Source organism: Candidatus Curculioniphilus buchneri endosymbiont of Curculio glandium (assembly GCF_964275155.1).
GTDB lineage: Bacteria > Pseudomonadota > Gammaproteobacteria > Enterobacterales > Enterobacteriaceae > Curculioniphilus > Curculioniphilus buchneri.
The window spans coordinates 493557-516414 of sequence record NZ_OZ193413.1; the positions used below are offsets into that span (position 1 = coordinate 493557).

The 22858-nt window shown below is 32.7% G+C and carries 15 protein-coding genes; 1 reads left to right on the forward strand and 14 read right to left on the reverse strand.

The window, feature by feature from the left end; genetic code table 11:
- Nucleotides 1-612: 612 nt before the first annotated feature.
- From cls to ndhC, 14 genes are all read right to left on the reverse strand, one after another.
- Nucleotides 613-2073, reverse strand: coding sequence for a cardiolipin synthase (gene cls, locus ACICP0_RS01425; RefSeq protein WP_395480167.1), 1461 nt, complete (start codon nt 2071-2073; stop codon nt 613-615).
- Between the two features lie 1529 nt (nt 2074-3602).
- Nucleotides 3603-5063: an NADH-quinone oxidoreductase subunit NuoN gene (nuoN, locus tag ACICP0_RS01430; protein ID WP_395480168.1), complete on the reverse strand. Its 1461-nt coding sequence runs from the start codon at nt 5061-5063 to the stop codon at nt 3603-3605.
- A gap of 14 nt (nt 5064-5077) precedes the next feature.
- Nucleotides 5078-6601 (reverse strand): NADH-quinone oxidoreductase subunit M, encoded by a 1524-nt coding sequence (gene nuoM, locus ACICP0_RS01435; protein ID WP_395480169.1) that lies wholly within the window; start codon nt 6599-6601, stop codon nt 5078-5080.
- A gap of 131 nt (nt 6602-6732) precedes the next feature.
- Nucleotides 6733-8583 (reverse strand): NADH-quinone oxidoreductase subunit L, encoded by a 1851-nt coding sequence (nuoL, locus tag ACICP0_RS01440; protein WP_395480170.1) that lies wholly within the window; start codon nt 8581-8583, stop codon nt 6733-6735.
- A complete protein-coding gene (gene nuoK / locus ACICP0_RS01445; protein ID WP_395480171.1) occupies nt 8580-8882 on the reverse strand; it encodes an NADH-quinone oxidoreductase subunit NuoK in 303 nt (100 codons plus the stop codon). Before nuoK ends, nuoL begins: the two co-directional genes overlap by 4 nt.
- Before the next feature lie 5 nt (nt 8883-8887).
- Complete coding sequence (gene nuoJ, locus ACICP0_RS01450; RefSeq protein ID WP_395480172.1) at nt 8888-9412, reverse strand: NADH-quinone oxidoreductase subunit J; 525 nt, start codon at nt 9410-9412, stop codon at nt 8888-8890.
- 15 nt (nt 9413-9427) lie between these two features.
- Nucleotides 9428-9970 carry an NADH-quinone oxidoreductase subunit NuoI gene (gene nuoI, locus ACICP0_RS01455; RefSeq protein WP_395480173.1) on the reverse strand — a complete coding sequence of 181 codons (543 nt, stop codon included), beginning with the start codon at nt 9968-9970 and terminating at the stop codon, nt 9428-9430.
- An 18-nt stretch (nt 9971-9988) separates the two neighbouring features.
- Nucleotides 9989-10945: an NADH-quinone oxidoreductase subunit NuoH gene (gene nuoH / locus ACICP0_RS01460; protein WP_395480235.1), complete on the reverse strand. Its 957-nt coding sequence runs from the start codon at nt 10943-10945 to the stop codon at nt 9989-9991.
- 23 nt (nt 10946-10968) lie between these two features.
- A complete protein-coding gene (gene nuoG / locus ACICP0_RS01465; protein ID WP_395480236.1) occupies nt 10969-13695 on the reverse strand; it encodes an NADH-quinone oxidoreductase subunit NuoG in 2727 nt (908 codons plus the stop codon).
- Between the two features lie 122 nt (nt 13696-13817).
- Nucleotides 13818-15161, reverse strand: coding sequence for an NADH-quinone oxidoreductase subunit NuoF (gene nuoF, locus ACICP0_RS01470; protein WP_395480237.1), 1344 nt, complete (start codon nt 15159-15161; stop codon nt 13818-13820).
- Nucleotides 15161-15682 carry an NADH-quinone oxidoreductase subunit NuoE gene (gene nuoE, locus ACICP0_RS01475; protein ID WP_395480174.1) on the reverse strand — a complete coding sequence of 174 codons (522 nt, stop codon included), beginning with the start codon at nt 15680-15682 and terminating at the stop codon, nt 15161-15163. The genes nuoF and nuoE overlap by 1 nt, the downstream gene beginning before the upstream one ends.
- Before the next feature lie 3 nt (nt 15683-15685).
- Nucleotides 15686-17482 (reverse strand): NADH-quinone oxidoreductase subunit C/D, encoded by a 1797-nt coding sequence (nuoC, locus tag ACICP0_RS01480; RefSeq protein ID WP_395480238.1) that lies wholly within the window; start codon nt 17480-17482, stop codon nt 15686-15688.
- Between the two features lie 95 nt (nt 17483-17577).
- Entirely contained in the window at nt 17578-18252 is a 675-nt protein-coding gene (locus tag ACICP0_RS01485) for a NuoB/complex I 20 kDa subunit family protein (RefSeq protein ID WP_395480175.1), read from the reverse strand.
- 17 nt (nt 18253-18269) lie between these two features.
- Nucleotides 18270-18698, reverse strand: a complete 429-nt coding sequence (ndhC, locus tag ACICP0_RS01490; protein ID WP_395480176.1) for an NADH-quinone oxidoreductase subunit A — start codon at nt 18696-18698, stop codon at nt 18270-18272.
- Nucleotides 18699-20987: 2289 nt separating this feature from the next.
- Here ndhC and ACICP0_RS01495 point away from each other — a divergent pair.
- Nucleotides 20988-22238, forward strand: coding sequence for a pyridoxal phosphate-dependent aminotransferase (locus tag ACICP0_RS01495; RefSeq protein ID WP_395480177.1), 1251 nt, complete (start codon nt 20988-20990; stop codon nt 22236-22238).
- Nucleotides 22239-22858 lie beyond the last annotated feature (620 nt).

The window sequence follows — 22858 nt, forward strand, 5'->3', positions numbered from 1 at the left end:
AAATAGACATAATCATCAGATTTTCTATGATATTTATATAATTTGATTATGGCAAGAAATAAAATAAATTATTTATATATTAGATATCAAGCTAAAATTATTAGTCTAATTTTATTAACGTAACTATATATTTATATATATAGAAGATCTAAAATAAAAATCGTCTAATAGATAGTAAACTTTAAGTAATACTGATGATTTATGTCAACTAATTTTTTAATTTATATTTACTAATTTTCTTTTGATATTTTAATAAAATTATTGTCATAATATTCTCTCTTGCATAAAACTAATCTTAAAATCTATCAGATAGTATTGAATTTACAGTAATAGATGTTATATACAAGAAATATTATTCATCATTATTTGATTGAATATTTATTCAGTTAAATAACTATGTAAAATTTATGCAATATTGCACAAAAAATCTCAATAGATTTTATATTTTTTAATATATCAGAATTTATAATAATATTATCTTATGTCAATTAAAATTGATAAAAATAACTTTAATCATTCTATCTATTCTTTTAGAAATTGACTATATAAGATATATTATTTGTTTTTATCTTAATTCTATTAATAATATTAATAAACGTAAATTAACAAAAATTATAATAATGGACTAAAAAAATAAAATAATCGTTCAACGATTCGTTGCCAATAAGGGCGTTTCGCCCATGCTGTTGCTTCAATTATTCTCGAACGAGAAATATAATCTTCCTGTGCTCGTTCTAGATCTTTTCCAAAATCATTATTGTCTATAACTAAAGTAATTTCAAAATTTAGCCACAAGCTGCGCATATCTAAATTAACAGTGCCTACTAAACTTAATTGACCGTCCACTAAAACACTTTTAGTGTGTAATAAACCGTCTTCAAATTGATGTATCAGTACTCCTGATTCGAGTAATTCAGCAAAAAATGCGCGGCTAGCCCAACTTACTAGCATTGAATCATTATAACGTGGTACAATGATGTGTACTGATACTCCTCGCTGTGCAGCTGTGCAAATTGCATATAGTAAATCGTCACTTGGTACCAAATATGGTGTAGTCATAACAAGGCGTTTTTGCGCTGCATAAATTGACATTAACAAAGCTTGATGAATTACTCCTTCAGGAAAGCCGGGTCCTGAAGCAATAACTTGAATAGCATGGCTAGCTTCCTTTTCAAATTTTGTTATGTTAATATTAGGTGGTGAAGATAAAATACGTTCTCCCGTTTCAACTTCCCAATCGCAGGAAAAGATGCTACCTATAGAAGTAGCAACTGGTCCTTCTATACGTACCATAATATCAATCCATTGACCAATACCAGCATGTTGTTTGAAAAACCGTGGATCTACCATATTCATACTACCGGTATAAGCAACATAGTTGTCAATTAATATTATTTTTCTATGTTGTCGCAAATCTGCACGATGAAAAAAAACGCGTAAAAGATTGACATGCAGTGCTTCTACTACATAAATTCCAGCAGTACGCAGTATAACGGGATATGGACTACGAAAAAATTCTATACTACCCACAGAATCTAACATTAATCGACAGCATACACCGCGACGAGAAGCTGCCATCAACTCTTCCGCTACTTGATCGACTAGTCCACCTATTTGCCAAGTATAAAAAACCATCTCAATATTTTTTTTTGCTAATCCGATATCATGTATTAACGACAGCATTACATCATCGGTATTAGTTATTAGTTTCGTTTGATTGCCTTTTAAACCACCTATGCCTTGTCGATATTTGCACAATTGAAATAATGATCGAGCTACTTCGCTATGTTCGCTAGCAAAAAGATATGAGCATTCTTTAAATTCTTCAATCCAACGGACAGTGGAAAGCCATAACGCTTTATTACGTTCAGCACGGTTCTTACCAAGATTTAATTCACCAAATAACAAGTAGGCAACAATTCCAATTAAGGGTATAATATAGATTATTAAAAGCCAAGCCATGGCAGAAGGTGCTGAGCGACGTTTAATCATTATTCGCAGTGTAATTCCGGCTATTAATAACCAATAACTAACCAGAAATAACCAGTTAATTATGGCATATAGATTTTTCATAGTAGCAAAAATTTTTACGCAACATTTGTTGCGATGTATGTATACATAGGCATTAAAAAGAAGCAATTATTTTATTAAATATATGTGACTAAGTAAGTTCACAGTTTATACATTAAGGTACAATGGTGATATACTTAATATCATTGAATGTATTTGAATAATTTATAAAATATAATAAGGATATAGTTTACAATATTGTTTACTTGATAAGACATTACCGTTTAATAATAACTAGATTATTTTAATTTATTGATTTTTTTGTATGTAAATCGATCTTCTTGATATATTGTAAGTGTCAAATGATCGGTGATAATCAATTATATATAGCTGTGTCATTGATAGAAATGTACCACAGTTTCTGCATTTATATGTACTTAATAGTATATTTATTTTCTATGATATATACTTATGTATGCATGCAGCATCTTTTAAAAAGACGATTGAATTTTAACAGTAATCCTTTTATGGACAGTTAGTATATTTTTAGGAAAAAGATTTGTTCTCTATTGAATTATTTTAATACATGGCGATAAAGTTTTTTAAAAAATATAAGATGGCCATTTTATATAGCTATCATACTTACATGCATACATTAATAGATTGTATAAATCACTATATAAATAAAATATCTAAAGTTTAAAGATTGAGTAATGTTCAAAGACTAACATACATAAGTATTGAATCATTAAATATGGAAATTTGATTATTATAACTTTGTGAACTTATATAGTATAAGTTATAATACCTTATTTGACTGATATAATTAATAATCAAGATTTGATCTTATCGGATATACAGTGTAAATAATAATTTATATTGAAAAGATTTGAAAAATATTTCATAACTTTTTATCGATTTATTTATTTCATATTATCACTATATATTAATATATTATTACGGTAATATTTTCAATACATTACAATTTTATAGTTAAAAAAAGCTTAATATATTTCTTATATATTAAGGTTTTTATATCTTCATTATATTTATATTATTATGAATGCACTATTAGAAAATATCAAGAACAATACTGTGTAATTTATTGATCATAAATGAAATTTACTCATATATGTACTGCTTTTAAAATAAAATTATCCTGATAGGATATAAAACGTTATAAAAACATTAGGATTCTAATAGTAATGCTATATAGTGTTACTAAGTATTTAAGACTGGTTAGATATTTTTAAATTATTTTTATGCAGTAGCATAGGTATATTTTGTGTGTACAGACTTATAGTATTTCTTTAAAATCTGAAAATAATTCTAATTATCTCAGATTAAAATCTATATTATTAATAACTTAATTTTTATAAATTAAATGAAAGAATTTAGTATTTAATTTTTTGCTTTGATTTTTAAAATAAGTATCGGATTAATAATAAATTAATTTAATACAATTAAAAGTAACATTGCCCATTCCAACATATAATAAAATATTAAATTGGACAGCAACAACGCAACCTTAGTAGTCAACGTAATTTGTCTCTCTTAAAGAACAGTAGATTGTCTATAAAAAAGATAATAAATTACCACAATGTTGGCTTTGATAACTGAATCAAAGTAATTAATGGTTGTGGATATACCCCTAAAAATAACACTAATAATAAAGAAATAATTACTATTATACCTCCAGTAGTTACTGCCCAATTAGAAGGAATATTACATTGCCAAGATTCTGAGGGTAATAGATATAAGTTCACTATGATACGTAAGTAATAAAATAGGCCAATAGCACTACTAATAATCACTGTACTAGTTAACAAAATTAGGTGACTTTTAACACCAAGCATTATTATATAAAATTTACCAATAAAACCAATTGTCATTGGAATACCAGCTAATGAAAAAATCATAACAGTTAGTATTACTGAAAGCAGTGGCTTTCGCCAAAATAAACCACGGTAAAACCGAAAACAATTTACATCTATTTCGCTGTGGCATTGAGACATTAAACTAATTATACTAAATATACCTAAGTTAGAAACTAAATAACCCGTTAAATAAACGCCAATAGTTTCTAGAGCTAAGGTATGCATTTGTAATGCAATGATTCCTATAAGGAGATAACCAAAATGAGAAATGGAAGAATAACCTAAAATTCGTTTAATATTGTTTTGATTAAGCGCCATAAGGTTTCCTAACAGCATAGAAGACAAGGACATCATTGTTAGAATTAGCTGTATTGCTTCTGTGTTAATTATGGGAAAATAAAGAAATAAACGTACAACTGTTGAAAAAATAGAAATTTTTCCAACAGTTGCTAAAAAGGCAACTGCAGCCACTGGTGCGCCTTGATATACATCTGGTGTCCACAAATGGAATGGTACCAAAGATAATTTAAAACCAAAAGCAATAATTAGCATACCAAAGCCTGTTAATAATAACAGTAATGTAGGAAATATGTTATTAGATGCCTGACTTATGGCGATGAAAGACAATTGACCAGTATTTGCATATATCAGAGCTATACCAAATAAAAGAAATGATGTTGCAATAGCTGATAGTAGTGAATATTTAATACTGGATTCTAAGTAGTAATTATTATGGCTGATATAACCTATCATACCAAAAATTGGTAGTGACATTAATTCTATTCCAAGAAATAATGTTGCTAAATGATTAGAGCTAGTTAATAACATTCCTCCAATGGTAGCAATCAATAGCATCAAATAAAATTCATCACAGTTTCCCGGATAATGTGTCAACCAAATATAAGATAATATTCCAGTAGATAAACTGGAGAAAAGTATTAGTCCAATATAAAATATAGAAAAATTATCAACACGTATCAGTGTAGTAACGTCAGTAGATCCATGTTGCATCACTAATAACAATGATGCTAGAGCTAGACTCAATCCTATATATGTTAGGATAGCACTAACAAGGTGATTACGTCGCCATATGATACATATCATCACAATTATTGCCGTTAATCCTATAATTAATAATGGCAATAATGCTACTAATTGTTGAAAAGTTATTGTCATGGAAAATTATGTCTTCATTTTAAATGAGTAGCGTTATAATTAACGACAAACCAATTTTGAATATTGCATATAGCAGGCGCTGCAGTATCCATAATCAATGTTGGAAAGAATCCAAGAAGTATTAATAGAATAACAAGAAAAAAAATAATTGACTGTTCACGCAGCGTTATATTTTTTAAAGGTTTATTAGACTTAGCTAGACCATAATAAGCACGTTGCATCATAATGAGAGAATAAAGAGATGAAAAAACTAAACCAAATGTAGCAATTATTGTAATAATGGGTGCTACTGAAAAACTACCAAGCAAAATTGTAATTTCTCCAACAAAATTTCCGGTTCCTGGTATTCCAAGCATGGAACATGCAAAAAACAGAGACAATGCTGGAAGTACATTTAATTTTGTCCACAAGCCACCCATTTTTCGCATATCTTGTGTATGAAGACGTTCATACAATTGACCACAAATAATAAACATACCAGCAGCTGAAAATCCATGAGCAATCATCTGTACTACCACACCCTGATAAGCTAATTCAACACCACTATAAATAGCAATTAATATAAATCCCATATGTGATATACTTGCATATGCAACGAGACGCTTGATATCAACTTGAGAATATGCCATCCAAGCTCCGTAGAAAATTCCTATTATACCAAACCACATAGCAATAGGTGCAAAGTGATGTGATGCCTGAGGGAATAATGGTAAGTTAAAACGCAAGAGCCCGTAGGCAGCTGTTTTAACTAAAATTCCCGCTAAATCTACTGAACCTGCGGTAGGTGATTGGCTATGAGCATCTGGCAACCATCCATGCAAAGGTATTACTGGTAATTTAACACCAAAAGCTACAAAGAAACCCAGCATAAGCAGATATTCCAGCTGTTTTGGTATTGGTGTATGTAAAAGATTTTCATAATTAAAAGTCCAGATACCGGTAAAGTTATAATGCACTATTGTTAGACCAAGAATCGATACTAACATTACAAGACCGCTGGCTTGAGTATAAATAAAGAATTTAGTAGCGGCATTAATACGTATTGTACTATTGGAGTCACCACGTCCCCAGAATGAAATTAAAAAATACATCGGTACTAGCATCATTTCCCAAAAGAAAAAAAAGAGAAATGTATCAATAGCAAGAAATATACCTATTGCACTACCAATAATCCATAAAAGATGAAGGTAAAATAAACCTTGATAATGTTTAATTTCACACCAAGAGCACAATATAGCCATTGTACCAAGCAATCCCGTCATTACTACCATTAAAAGTGATAGTCCATCCAAAGCTAAATGAATACTTATTCCGAAACGGGGAATCCAGGGGAATAGATATTCCATTTGCCATTGCGGTAATCCATGGGCTACTACTAATGAATATGTCCCTTGATACCATAAGAGTAAAGATAAAATTACAGTCAGCAATATAGTAATCAAAGCAATCCAGCAAGGCTGGAATATGTCAAACCGTTCGCATTGCCAACATAGAAAAGCCCCGATTAAGGGTATTAAAATCAGCCAAGGTAGCAGCATGACATTTTATATCCTTTTATATATTGATTGATTGTATACTCTAAAAGTAATAGATTAATTTCCTAAATAAATTAGCACTCATCAGCTTCTAATGAATATCAGATTAATTGTATAAAATGAAACTCTAAAACTTAAAGTAATATTAAAGATGTTATTATGATAACTGCACCAAGAAACATAGATGCTACATACCAACGTAACTGTCCGTTTATGCTTAACGTTAATACGTAACTAACTAAGTTTACTAATTTTACTACAGGAATGCTTATTAGTGCATTGAGTGGATCTTTTTCTAGAAATCTCGCAATAGCTAAATAAGGTTTGATAAAAATTTGTTTATATAGCCAATCAAAACCCCAGGCGTTCAACCACCAGATAGAAAAAAATCGGCCTGGTGCACTGGCTGTTATGTCATTAAGTATAGGATGTTTAAAAAACCATAAAACCGTGGCTATCATGATACCAAACATAGTGAGAATGCCGGATGTTAGCTCTAACATAATCCGACCATCATGACTTATATTATTTGGCAATACGCCAGATAGAGGCGGTGTAATTATACTACCAATACAAGTAGATAAAATTAACAAACATATGAGAGGTAGGTAGTGATTAGTACTACGATGATATAAATGAACTTTAATTTTTAAATTACCATGAAAGATGATAAATATCATTCGAAAAGTATAGATTGATGTAAGAAGTGTTCCAATTAATCCAGCACACAATAGTATGTTATGTCCATTGACCAGCGCGCTCCATAAAATTTCATCTTTGGAGTAAAAACCAGCAGTAATCAAAGGTAATGCTGACAATGATGCACCACCTACCAGAAAACAAGTATATATAAATGGAATTGATTGTCGTAAACCACCCATTTTAAAAATATTCTGTTCGTGATGGCACGCAAAGATTATTGAGCCGGACGATAAAAATAAAAGTGCTTTGAAACATGCATGAGTCATCAAGTGAAAAATAGCGGCATTCCAATTTTGAATACCCAAAGAAAGAAACATGTATCCTATTTGGCTCATAGTAGAATAAGCTAAAATTTTTTTTATATCAGTCTGCACTAACGCTGCACAACTTCCTAGTAATAATGTAATGACACCAATAATTCCTACTAAATATAATACATCCGGCGCCATTAGGAATAAACCATGTGTTCGAGTAATTAAGTATACACCAGCAGTCACCATAGTAGCAGAATGAATAAGTGCCGATACTGGAGTGGGACCAACCATTGCATCAGATAGCCAAGTTTGCAAGGGAAATTGAGCTGATTTACCAATTGAGCCAATAAGGAGCATCAAGGTTATCCAGGTTATTATAGGATCACCTACCATGAGTTTTTGAGATACTAGTACTGTAAGTTGATGGAAATTAAGAGTATTAAACTGATTATAAAGGATAAATAGCGCAAATAATAAAAAGATATCTCCTAAACGAGTCATGATAAAAGCTTTTATTGCAGCAATGTTATGTTTTAAATCAGTAAAATAAAATCCTATTAACAAATAGCTACAAAGTCCTACCCCTTCCCAGGCAAAATATATTGTAAGTAAATTATCTGCTAATACTAATAAAATCATGTTGGCAATAAATAAGTTAGTATAAGCAAAAAAGCGTGCATAACCCTCTTTGGCATCATGCATATACCAAGTAGCGTAGAGATGAACAAGAAAACCAATTCCAGTAATTATTGACAACATAGTTAAAGAAAGACCATCAAGACTAAGCGTAACTGGAATTTGAAAATTATCTGTCTTTATCCAATGCCATAAAGTTTGAGTAAATATAAATGTTTTACTGTTATGCATGCTGAAAAAATTAAATATTAACCACACCGTAGTTAATGCTGCCAATCCAACACTACCGCTTCCAACTAAAGCAGTGATATTCTTAGACCAAGAACCTTGTGAAAAAGCTAAAAGTAAAAAACCAAACAAAGGAAATAAAATTGTTAAATAAAGTAGATTCATCCATGCATCTCGCTAATTATATCGACATTAAGAGTATGATAATGACGATATAATCGTAATAGTAATCCTAAATTTATGCTAGCTTCAACAGCAGCGACAGTAATTGCTAAGATGTACATTATTTGCCCGTCTGCTTGCTCCCAATAGCTTCCAGCAATAACTAAGGCCAATGCTGAAGCATTAATCATAATTTCTATGCCTAATAGTATGAATAACAAATTACGGCGGATTACTATTCCAGTTAAACCTAATATGAACAAAATAGCAGCTAAGGCAAAACCATGTGACAACGGAATCATGTTTTTTATTTTCCGATTTTCTTAATGTCATCATGGTGATGACGTCCTAGACGAACCGCAACTATCAATCCTACTAATAATAGCATTGAAGCCAGTTCTACTATTAAAATATAAGGTCCAAATAATGCGATACCAACGGTCTTTATCGAAATAGAATGTTTGGAAATAATGTATTCAGAAATACTATAAAAAGTATATAATAACATCATTAACAGCATGAGGGCCATGAGTGATGATGACATGATCCAAACCCATGCTTTTGGTTGATCAAATACCTGTGTACCACAATCAATATCTATATCTGTATTTAATATCATAACTGAGAAAACAAATAGCACCATGATGGCACCGGCATAAATAATTATTTCTAACGCTCCGCTAAAGTAGGCTCCTAATGAAAAAAAAACACAGGCAATAGCAAGTAATGAAATAATCAAATAAATCAGAGCATATATTGGTTTTTTCTGAAAAAAAACGCAAAGTGTTGATAATATCGATACAAAACTAGAAAAATAAAATGTTATTTCCATGTTTATTTCTTCTCTTTAAGGAAGTAAACTTTTTACATTAATGGGTTTAGCTTCATTTTCTCCTACCCCTGTTTCTTTACCTGAAATTGTTACTCCAGACATGCGATAGAAATCGTATTCTGGATATTTACCCGGTCCAGAAATAAGTAAGTCTTTTTTTTCATATACTAAATCTTTCCTATTATATTCACCCATTTCAAAATCTGGAGTAAGCTGAATGGCAGCAGTTGGACAAGCTTCTTCACATAAACCGCAAAAAATACAACGAGAAAAATTAATACGAAAATACTCTGGATACCAACGGCCATCTTTAGTTTCTGCTTTTTGCAGTGAAATACAATCTACTGGGCACACAACAGCACATAAATTACAAGCTACACAACGTTCGTTACCATCAGGATCACGTGTCAAAATGATGCGACCCCGAAAACGGGGAGATGGATTTACAGGTACATCAGGATACAATCGAGTTTCTCGGTTGCTAAATGCTTGAATCGCTATCATCCATATGCTACGTAATATGGTTCCACAGCTAATGGCAAAATTTTTAAAACCCATGATTGATTATATTCTCCTTCAATACATATTATATAATATTGTTGTTGCAGTCGCTAATAGATTCAGTAGAGTAAGTGGCAAGCAGATATTCCATCCTAGTTTCATTACTTGGTCATAACGTGGACGAGGTAAAGCTGCTCGAATTAAAACGAATAAAATCATAAAAAAAGCAGTTTTCATACAAAACCATATAACAGGTGGTAACCAAGGTCCTCTCCAACCTCCAAAAAATAGCGTTACTGTTAAAGCTGAGATAGTTATGATACCAATATATTCTCCCATAAAAAATAGAATGAACTTCATTCCTGAATACTCGATACGATAACCATCGGCTAGTTCTTGTTCCGCTTCCGGCTGATCGAAAGGATGACGATGGCAAACGGCTATTCCTGCCATAAAAAAAGTAATAAAACCCAAGAATTGAGGAATAACATTCCACAAATGTGTTTGCGAATCAACAATATCACCGAGATTAAATGATCCAGCTTGCGCTACAACTCCCATGAATGATAGCCCTAAAAAAACCTCGTAGCTTAATGTTTGAGCTGATGCACGTATTGCGCCTAATAGCGAATATTTATTGTTACTGGCCCAACCAGCGAAAAGTACTGCATAAACCATTAGTCCAGCCATCATCAAAAAGAAAAGCATACCAATTTCCAAGTCGGCTACAATCCAAGTTGGAGTTATGGGCACTATGGAAAAGGCAATTAAAAGAGACATAAACGCAATAATTGGTGCTAAAATGAAAATAATTTTATCAGCGAATGGAGGAATCCAATCTTCTTTAAATATCATTTTTATGACATCAGCTATCAATTGCAGCGACCCACCCCAACCAACGCGATTAGGTCCATAGCGATTTTGAAATAATCCTAGTAGACGTCTTTCAGCAAAGCTCATGTAGGCTCCACATGTGACAACTGACAATAGAATGATGAGTGCTTTTATTACCGATAAAAAAATAGTGAACATCTCTGGTGTTAGAATGAAACAAATCATTGAACTACTTTCTCGAGATTATGAACACTTAATCCTGATAGTATTGGAGGAATATTTGGAAAACCCAATGGCAATCCAATTTGACCAATATATAAATTATCGCTACATTGAACCGGTAGACAAAACTCCATTCCATTACAAGTAAAAGCAAGCATCGTATTATTGGTAATGCCTAGTCGCAAGGAATCAACTCTACTCAGCATGACATATGGTTTTGGCATACGTTTCTGAATTACAGAAGATAATTGAGAAGTTTCTTCGCTACCAAACAGGTGCCAATAAGGTGCAATACACCATTGTCCTGGTGACGATGAAAAGCTTTTTGGAATATTATTGAAATAATTTAAAGTATTTTCACCAGCTTCCAGCAATCGGATACCGGGATCTCCATAGCGCAAATGACCACCTATTTCATCTTGAAATTTATTCCAAGCCTGAGGTGAATTCCAACCTGGTGACCAAGCAAATGCAACTTGCTGATTTGGCATTTGTAATGTATTATGCCCCTCCATAGAAAACGTAAACATAGTGTCTTTATCTTGCAGCACACCAGGTTCATGAACACTTGTATTAGCAAGCATTGCTGTTCTGCCACTATAACAATGTGGCTCTCGTGCTAATTTTTTTCCGTGAACACGAAAAGTTGCATCTGGTGCGGCTTTTCTTATTCCTGATAGTTGCGGTAATTCTTGTGCCATTGCATCAATGATATGATCTAACTGTGTCCAATATATTTTAGAATTTAAATAAGTCGCATGTAGTAAATGTAACCAACGCCAACTTTCTAGTATCATTATGTTATTATTATAATAGGCGGGACTATATACTTGAAAAAAACGCTGAGCTCGCCCTTCCTGATTAATTAACGTACCAGAACATTCTGTAAAATTTGTTACTGAGAAAATAAGATCTGCCTTATCATGCAGCGCAGTACGTTGATGATCTAATACAATTAAGTTTTTTAAGCCAGATAGAGCAGAATTGATTTGCGTAGCTGGAGCTCGTCGGTACAGATCATTTTCTAGTACAATAACATTGTCTACTACACCTTGTGTCAATTCCATTAAAGCATTATTTAAATTACCCCCACCCATCATGGCTAAACCCATGCTATTCACTTCAGAAAGGATAAAAGTAATGCCCACTTTACTACCTCGTTTATTTAAAGCGCAAGCGATATTAGCGGCAGCAGAAATGATTTCTTCACTACCAGTATTGCTTCCAGAGATGATTAGTGGTTTTTTTGCATTAGCTAATTTCTGCACGACTACATCTATTTTTACTTGTAATGAAATGTCAATGTCGTTGACTGCAGGTGCTGTCTTATCTAGCATATGGGCGATCGCGAAACCAAGCCGTGCTTGTTCACTCATTGGTGCAAAGTAACTCCACGAAGCGATATCATCTAAACGGGTACGATCGATACTGGTAATAAATAATGGATATTTAGTATTTTGACCAACATTTAAGATTGCAGAAATCTGCCAATCTGCTATTTTTTGCGCTGTTGCCATTTCACGCGCCTTTCCTTTAATAGCTTGACGAACTGCAAGTGCTATGCGTGCGCCAGTTTGAGTAACATCTTCTCCCAAAATTAATATTGCATCGTAGCTTTCTATTTCTCGTAGAGATGGCGTATGGATACCACTCGTACGCAAAATCTTAAGTATTAACTCTAGTTGGTTTTGTTCACTGCTAGACATGCCAGTGTAAAAATTATCTGGTCCCACCAATGTTCGTAGGGCAAAATTACTTTCAAGACTCGCTCGTGGTGAGCCAATTCCGATGGTTTTACATGTTTGACGAAGTACATTCACTACTTCCTTGACGGCCTGTTCTTGATTTAAGACAGTCCATTTGCTATCATGGCGCTTTATAGGTTGATATGGACGATTTTTAAGATTAACGTAACCGTAGCCAAAACGACCTCGATCGCATAAAAAATAGTGATTGACACTGCCGTTATAGCGATTCTCAATGCGACGTATTGTGCCGTATCGCTCGCCGGGACTGATGTTACAACCAACACTGCATTGTTGACAAATACTAGGAGAAAACTGCATATCCCATTTTCGGTTGTAACGTTCAGAATGTGTTTTATCAGTAAATACACCAGTGGGACAAATTTCCACTAAATTTCCAGAGAATTCATTTTCTAATATTCCTGATTGAGAACGGCCAAAATAAATATTATCGTGGCATCCATATGTACCAAGGTCGGTGCCATCAGCATAATCTCTATAATAACGAACGCATCGATAGCAGGTGATACAACGATTCATTTCATGCAAAATAAAGGGACCAAGATCTTGATTTCGATGAGTACGCTTTGCAAACCGATAACGACGACAATGTTGACCAGTCATAACCGTCATGTCTTGCAGATGACAATTGCCACCTTCTTCGCAGACTGGACAATCATGCGGATGATTAATCATTAAAAGCTCTATTATACTTTGTCGAAATTGTTTTGCTTCATTATCAATGATAGAAATATATGTACCATCAGTAACTGGTGTCATACAGGATATAACTAACTGACCTTGGGTATCTTCAATATTTTTATATTTTTTGACTATACATTGTCGGCATACCCCAACACTTCCTAATGCAGGATGCCAGCAAAAGTAAGGAATATCAAGATTTATAGACAAACAGGCTGACAACAAATTGTCTGAACTTTTTACCTCATATTTTTTGCCATCTACGTAAATTATAGCCATATTTAACATGTTCAAATGAGGCCTCCAAAACAGAGAATTAATTAAAAAATGTATCGAGGTGATAGATGGACGAGATGTGCCTACTCTTTTAATATTACACAATATGTTAAGATTATATGATATTAATACTTCTTTTTTAATAAGTTAGGTTGTATGCCAACAATAGTGCCAGTAGTATTTACATGAGTGTTGTCTATTCCGGCTTCAAATTCAAAACGAAAATATTTAATTGCACTTTGTAATGGTTCAACTGCTCCTGGAGCATGAGCACAAAATGTTTTTCCAGGGCCTAAAAGCCGACATAGTTTTTCTAGAATTTCTATGTCTCCTGGTTGACCTTGATGTTGTTCCAATGCGCATAAAAGTTTAACGCTCCACGGTAGACCATCGCGACAAGGTGTACATAAACCACAGGATTCGCGAGCAAAAAATTCTTCTAAATTACGTGTTAACGACACCATATTAATTTTATTGTCTACTGCTATTGCTAAAGCAGTACCAAGTCGGCTCCCTGCTTTTCCGATATGTTCAAAGTCCATCGGTAGATCCAAATGGATTTGAGTTAAAAAATCAGTACTAGCGCCACCAGGCTGCCAAGCTTTCAATGTTAAACCATGATCCATACCGTCGGCATATTCCTCTAAAATTTCACGTGCAGTAACACCGAACGGTAATTCCCAAACACCCGGATTTTTCACTCGACCGGAAAATCCCATCAATTTAGTTCCAGTATCTTTGCTTGTGCCAGAAAGATCTTTATACCATTTTACGCCATGTGTTAAAATAGCTGGAATGTTGCATAAAGTTTCAACATTATTAATGCAGGTAGGTTTTCCCCACACTCCAATATTAGCGGGGAATGGCGGTTTAAAACGTGGATTAGCACGTCGTCCCTCTAAAGAATTAATGAGTGCGGTTTCCTCTCCGCAAATATAACGACCAGCTCCTGTATGTACAATTAGTTCTAAACTAAATCCGCTGTTTAAAATATTATGACCTAATAGACCAGCTTCATTAGCCTCAGCAATAGCATGTCGTAATCGCGACGCTGCTTCAATATATTCTCCACGTATAAAAATATAACCACGATATGCTCTTAAAGCATAGGCGGAAATTAACATGCCTTCTAATAAAAGATGAGGAATTTGTTCCATAAGAAGACGGTCTTTATAAGTTCCTGGTTCCATTTCGTCAGCATTACATAATAGATAACGAATATTTATTGTGGGATCCTTTGGCATAAGACTCCACTTTAGTCCAGTGAAAAACCCAGCACCACCACGTCCTCTTAATCCTGAATTCATTACCATAGTAATGATGTCATCTTGCGCTATTTTACCTAAAGCTTTTCGGGCACCAGAGTAACCGTTTTTATTCTGATATTCTTTTAGCCATACTGTCTGATGGTCATCGCGTAAAAACCAGGTTAAAGGATGTGTATCTTCAGTACGAATAATAGGTTTAATCATCTATATTTTTCCAGTAACGGAGCAATGCATTCTGATGTTAAATATGAGTAAGTGTCTTCATCTATCATCATAGTTGGACTTTTATCACAGTTACCTAAACAGCAAACAGGTAGTAAAGTAAATCGGTTATCTGGTGTAGTTTGCCCTGGTTTGATGCTTAACAATTTTTCAAGTGTAGCTTGAATGTTTTGATAACCAGTGATGTAGCAAACAATGCTGTCGCAGAATCGAATAATATGGCGCCCAACTGGAGTACGAAATATTTGACTATAGAACGTAGCTACGCCTTCAACATCACTATTAGAAATACCAAGTATTTGTGCAATAGCTTCAATGGCGTCGTCTGGCACCCAACCATATTGTCTTTGAACTATTTTTAATGCTTCAATGGAAATACTGCGAGCATCTTCATAATAGTGCATTTCATGTTTAATAGTTTCTCTTATCTGGGGACTAAGGTTAAACGTTTGATTAGTGTGGACATTTTCTTCCACTAAGTTTAGACAATCTCGTTGCATAGTTTAGCGATCCACATCTGACATAACAAAATCAATACTGCCCAAATATACAATTAAATCTGACACCAAGCTTCCACGAATAACAGAAGGAATTTGTTGTAAATGAGGAAAACTAGGCGTACGGATACGTGTTCTATAGCTCATTGTACTACCATCGCTAATTAAATAATAACTGTTTATACCTTTAGTAGCTTCAATCATTTGAAACGACTCATTAGCTGGCATTATCGGTCCCCAAGATACTTGTAGAAAATGCGTAATAAGTGTTTCAATATGCCGCATTGTTCGTTCTTTTGGTGGTGGTGTAGTCAATGGATGATCAGCTTTAAAAGGACCTGATGGCATGTGTTTTAAACATTGCTTTAAAATAAACATACTTTGCCGTATCTCTTCAACCTTCAGCATTATCCTGCTATAGCAATCACTAATGCCATTACCTGTTGGGATCTCAAAGTCAAAGTTCTCATATCCAGAATATGGTCTCCATTTTCGTACATCAAAACTAACGCCGGTTGCACGTAATGCAGCACCAGTAACACCCCACTCTAATGCTTCTTTAATACCATAGGTTGCGATACCTTCAGCTCGTCCCCGAAGTATGCTATTTCTTAATGCTGTTTTCACGTAAAAGTCTAACCGCTTGGGTAACCAATCAAGTAATTCACCTAATAAATTTTCCCAACCATGTGGAAGATCATGCGCTACACCACCGATACGAAACCAAGCCGGATGCATACGAAAACCAGTGACAGCTTCGATAACGTCATATATTTTTTGACGGTCACTAAAAGCCAAAAAAACTGGCGTCATTCCACCTATATCCTGTATATAGGTACTGATGTATAATAGATGGCTATTAATTCGGAATAGTTCAGATAACATTACACGAATCACATTGACCTTCTCGGGTACCTTTATACCCGCTAGTTTTTCGACTGCCAATATATAAGGCATTTCGTTAACACAGCCACCAAGATATTCAATTCGGTCAGTATAAGGAATATAACTATGCCAAGATTGGCGTTCACCCATCTTTTCAGCACCACGGTGATGGTATCCTATGTCAGGTACACAATCGATAATTTCCTCACCATCTAGTTGTAGAATAATTCGAAAAGCGCCATGTACGGAAGGATGATTTGGTCCCATGTTAAGAAACATAAAATCTTCTTGTGTAGTACCTCGTGTCATTCCCCATTCTTCTGGTTTAAAAGTTAACCCTTCCATTTCTAAATCTTCTTTTGTTTTAGTAAGTAGAAATGGCTTAAATTCAGTCGCACGAGCTGGATAATCCTTACGTAGTGGATGACCTTCCCAATTTTTTGGCATTAAAATTCGCGTAAGATGTGGATGACCATCGAAAGTAATTCCAAACATCTCCCAAGTTTCTCGTTCATACCAATTAGCATTGGGAAAAATTTTAGTCGCTGTTGGTATTAATAAATCATTTTTCCACAATGCTATTTTTAGCATGATATCATGATTGCGATCGATGGAAATCAGATGATAAAATACAGTAAAATCAGCTAATGGCAATCCTTGACGGTGAATACGCATACGTTCGTCAATACCGTGTAGGTCATACAGCATGGAGTAAGGTCTAAAGAGCGTTTTTAAAAAGGACAGAACGTCTAGAAGTAAGTCACGTTTTAACCATAATACAGGAATACCGAGTCGAGTTGACTGCAGTGTAAAAGAATCCGATGTAAAATGATTACATAACTCATTGATTATAGGATCATCTGCATGATCTCGTGTTTGCCAAATTGGCTGGGAAATATTTTTTGTTATCTCCACCATAGTTATACCTACTACATTTTGAGTGCACTGAATATCTTCCATTGATTAATGTAAAATAGTTTCATGGATTCACAAAGATAATCTGTATTTAAATACTAAATTTCTTCTGGAGTACGTAAATAGGTAGCGGCAATACGTTCATTGTGTTTACGTTGACGCTCTGATTGCATATTAGCACGATAAACACCTTGATCCCCTACTATCCAAGATAATGGGCGACGCTCCCTTTTAATGGATTCTTTTAATAATAATAACGCTTGAATATAGGCTTCAGGACGTGGGGGACAACCAGGAATATATATATCGACCGGCAAAAACTTATCTACCCCCTGTACCACAGAATAAATATCATACATTCCTCCGGAGTTGGCACATGCCCCCATAGAAATCACCCATTTCGGTTCTAACATTTGATCGTATAAACGTTGTATTACTGGAGCCATTTTAATAAATGGTGTACCAGCGATGACTATAAAATCTGCTTGTCGAGGAGAAGCACGGATGACCTCGGATCCAAAACGTGCAACATCGTGAACGGCGGTAAAAGCAGTAGTCATCTCGACATAACAACATGATAGTCCAAAGTTGTAAGGCCAAAGAGAATTTCCGCGACCCCAATTTACTGCATTGTGTAATGCATGTTTAAGTTTACCAAGATAGAAGTGACGTTGTATGTATTGATCTAGCGGATCACTTACAACTTTCTTTTTTTTTAGAGGATAAATTTCATGTCCACTATCTGGTTCTGCTTGTGTTAGGGTATAGTCCAATTTATACCTCACTTTTTTTATCTATAATGGGATTTTTTGACTATTGAGTCAACTCTATTCAATCGATTTAACCGCTTTGGTGTCCAAAGAAGAGCACCACTACGTACAAGATACATTAAACTTATTAATAGAATAAATATGAAAATGCTCATTTCAACTAATCCTAACCATCCTGCTTCTCGTATAACGATGGACCAGGCATAAAGATAAAGAGCCTCAATATCAAATATGACAAAACACATTGCAACTAGATAAAATTTAGCTGAAAATCGTAATTTCGCCGTTCCAACTGCATTAACTCCAGATTCAAAAGGAATATTTTTAGATCTTGCCCAAGATCGACCACCTAATAAAAAACCACTAATTAGCATAAAGGTGCATAACGAAAAAGCGCCGAAACAAAATGCGGCAAATCCCCAACAATGCGAAGTGTGTTCAATAGTCATTAAGATTACTCGTTTTATTAATGGAAATTCATAGATTTTTGTAAAAATGAGTAAATTTGTGTATTGTGTCGATTTATAGAAAATACAAACTATATAATTGTTAAAAACATACATCTCTATAATTTATCATTATATTCCTTTATAGGAATATCTGTCAACTCATAGCCCATACATCTATGATGTTCATTTATCATCATTACAGAAAACAAAAAAATAGGTTCTTACAATTAGTTAGAGAAATCGAAGATTATAATAAATAATTTACTTAATTTGATAAATATGATATTTTCAATAATAATTTTAAAATCATTAAGTTATGAAATACATTGCTTATTCAATAACTTTTTATTTATAGATATTACAGTAAATAGTGGTATTAACATTTGATTATAAATTACACTAGCTTTTTAACTGATCCAAATATACCAAAAATTGGTGTAAATTAGCATGCATCACTAAATAGATCTTATTAGTAAATATACTTGTGTGAAATATAAGGTTTCATTTATTCAGTTATGATAGATATAAATCTTTATATTCTTGGAAAACTAATCAAAATATGTTTTATAAAATTGTGTCATATTATATGAAATATAATAGTATTTAGGGTAATGATTATGAGTGATTTTAGTAATGGTATATATGATGATATAGCAAATTTCAATAATATTTTGATTACTATCAACTCGTATTGAATTTCATGAAATCTTGATTTCAACCGTTATTTCAATGTTGTACTGAGATTAGTAGTGGTACCACATAGTCTCTAGACTAAATCTAGAGATTATATCTTATATGAGAAAAGTAACAGATCAAAAATAATCCATTTTCAAATGTTAATTATATACCATTTACCATTAAGTAAATCACTTACTTTTTTATCCAACATCATCAAATATCTATATCGATATGATCTAAAAAAATGAATTTATTTATTCCACTATATACCGGTAATATACGTAACATCGTTAATAAATTATTGAAGTATACTGTATATTTTGAAGTAAACAATGAATTAATCTATTCCAGTTAGCTTTCACGCTAAATATTTTATTTACTACGGTGTTGTACTTTATATTCAAATAGTAATTTTGCAGTCAGATATTATTAAGAAAAAGATAACGTGAGTTATCTGTTTTGTTTTGAAGCTGTAGTTTTCAATCTACAATATCGTTAAATACAATCAAAATTTAATCGTCTTGATAACGATGAAATGCCAAATTTAAATAATTCAAACAATTAAGTGTCTTTTAAAAGCTAACTTCGATTTTAATTAATAAAAATATTTGTTTGTAACTAATTTTAATTATATGATCAATTTTATTTATTATATCTATTTGTTTATGTGACATTTATGTCAAATGCTGAAGCGTATGGTACGAAATAGGCATACAATTAGAGGCAAAATACTCCTAACAGACCAACAGTAAAAATGAACTAATGTATACTGGTTACAACTTACCTTGATCATTTTACCTTGATCATTATTTTATATTATATATAGCAGTACTTTTTTATATAGGAATATCTGCGTTTACTTTATTTATCATTATATAATTCAGAATTATTTTACTATTAATTAACCGCATACAATGTTGTCTTCGATATTTTGTGTAAAAGTCATATTTACTTTCATTTCTTAAGTAATTTTATTGCATTTATTTCTAAAAATTTAAAATCGTTTTGAAAATATTATCATTAAATGTCTGTAATAATTAGTTAAAAGTTCATAAGCACTATTATGATGCTATGATCAATTTTATTTCTAATAATATTTTAGTTTATCTGCGCCTTAACTGATGTAAACTAATATCATGGTTTAGTTCTTATGTAGTGAAAATCGATGTACAAATAATAACTTCATTGTGAATATCCAATCATATTTACTTAAAACAATCAAAAGTGAAATCACGTATAAAAATTATTATGCAATATCTATTATATCTTGAAAAATTCTTTCACATTAATAATGTACATCTACATATGATAGCCCTCATTAGTTGGAATGTAACGCTACAGCTAACATATTTTATATTATCACTATACATCCTAATTTATTTGTTGTATACCTTAATTGAAGAAAATGAATTTAACATAATTAATTCTATTAGATTATATTTTATAAAAAATGAATAATAAAACGAACATTTGAATAGTATTCAATATAATATTGAGTAAACATTTTGAGATAATTAGTCCATATATTTTAAAAAAAGATCTTCGTGCATGTAGTTTTTTCTTCAAAAATATTGAAATAAGAGTATATTATTCAATTGTTACATATCCACAATGAGAATATGCTCATCTGGAAAAAGGATTGATATATTGGTTGCATCCGTCAACAAATCTAGCAAACTCAATAATGTCTCTTATGATATTCGTGGCCCACTCCTGAAAGAAGTCAAGCGCCTAGAAGAACAGGGGCATAAGGTTCTTAAATTAAATATCGGAAATCCAGCATCATTTGGTTTTCAAGTTCCAGAGGACATACTAATGGCAGTCATTCAGAATTTGCCTATATCTCATGGATATAGCGATTCTAAAGGACTATATGCTGCACGTAATGCCATAATGCAGTACTATCGGATGAAGGATGTCCGTGACTTTACTGTAGAAGATGTCTACATAGGAAATGGTGTGTCTGATCTTATCATGCAATCCATGCAAGCGTTCATAAATAATGATGATGAAATATTAGTACCTGCACCAGATTATCCATTATGGACAGCAGCTGTCTCTCTCGCTGGTGGAAATGCTGTGCATTATCTGTGTGATGAAGAAGCAAATTGGTTTCCGGATCTAGACGATATCCGTCAAAAAATTACGATCCGTACTCGAGGACTTATAATAATAAATCCAAATAATCCAACAGGGGCAGTTTATAGTAAAGAAATATTATTGTCGTTAATTGAGATTGCGCGACAAAATAATTTAATTATTTTCTCAGACGAGATTTATGATAAAATCTTATATGATGATGCTCATCATTACTCTATTGCCGAATTAGCACCGGATTTATTTACTGTTACCTTCAATGGTCTTTCAAAGACCTATAGAGTTGCAGGATTCCGTCAAGGTTGGATGGTGCTTAACGGACCAAAAAAGCATGCTAAAAGTTACATTGAAGGATTAGAAACATTAGCATCAATGCGTCTGTGTGCTAACGTGCCAATGCAATATGCCATTCAGGCTGCTTTAAAAGATCAAAGCATCAAAGTACTTGTCCGACCCGGAGGACGGCTCTATACGCAACGTAGCCGAGCTTGGGAGCTTCTTAATAATATTCCCGGCATATCGTGCGTTAAGCCAAAAGGTGCATTGTATATGTTTCCACGTTGTGATGTTAAACACTTTAATATTGTTGACGATAAACAATTAGTACAACACTTACTATTACAGGAAAAAGTACTTCTAGTGCAAGGCACTGCTTTTAATTGGCCATGGCCTGATCACTTACGTATAGTAATCTTACCTCACACCGATGAATTAGAAATTGCTATCATGAAATTTGGTAAATTTATGCAATACTATCATCAATAACTACATTGGCTTGTTAATTGATATTTTAAAATATTTTATTTATAATTTCTAGAAGGTATATTCTTCTTTTGATTGGTATGTTATGCTGGAATTGTGACGTTTATATTTCATTAATTTTAATAGATTATTTATGTTAATTTTAGTATGTCTTTGTTTGACTAAGATATTTTAAATAAAATCTGTTATAACGATGCATTAATTATAGCTGGAATAATGTTGTAGATATTATATAAATTACTTACCACAATTTAGTTAGTATGTATTATGATATAACTTAGATTTTGGATTTTAAAATATTCGTTGCTTGAGAAAATATTTTTAATAAGTTAGAAACTTGTTATTTGTATTATTAAATATGCTTAATGTGTATATAACAAAAATATTTATCTGACATATTACAATCATAGTGATTCATTGTTAATGTTAATGAAATCTTAACCTAGCCTAATAAAATAATAAGCGATCCATGTGATGCCATTTGATGAAATGATACTCAAATTTCGAGTTATCTTATCTATAACTAAACGCCAAATTATTAGTTAAGATTTATTCTTACATTAATAAATTAATTTAAAATATATATGATTTTTAAATATCTTAATTGATGATTGACTTATTAC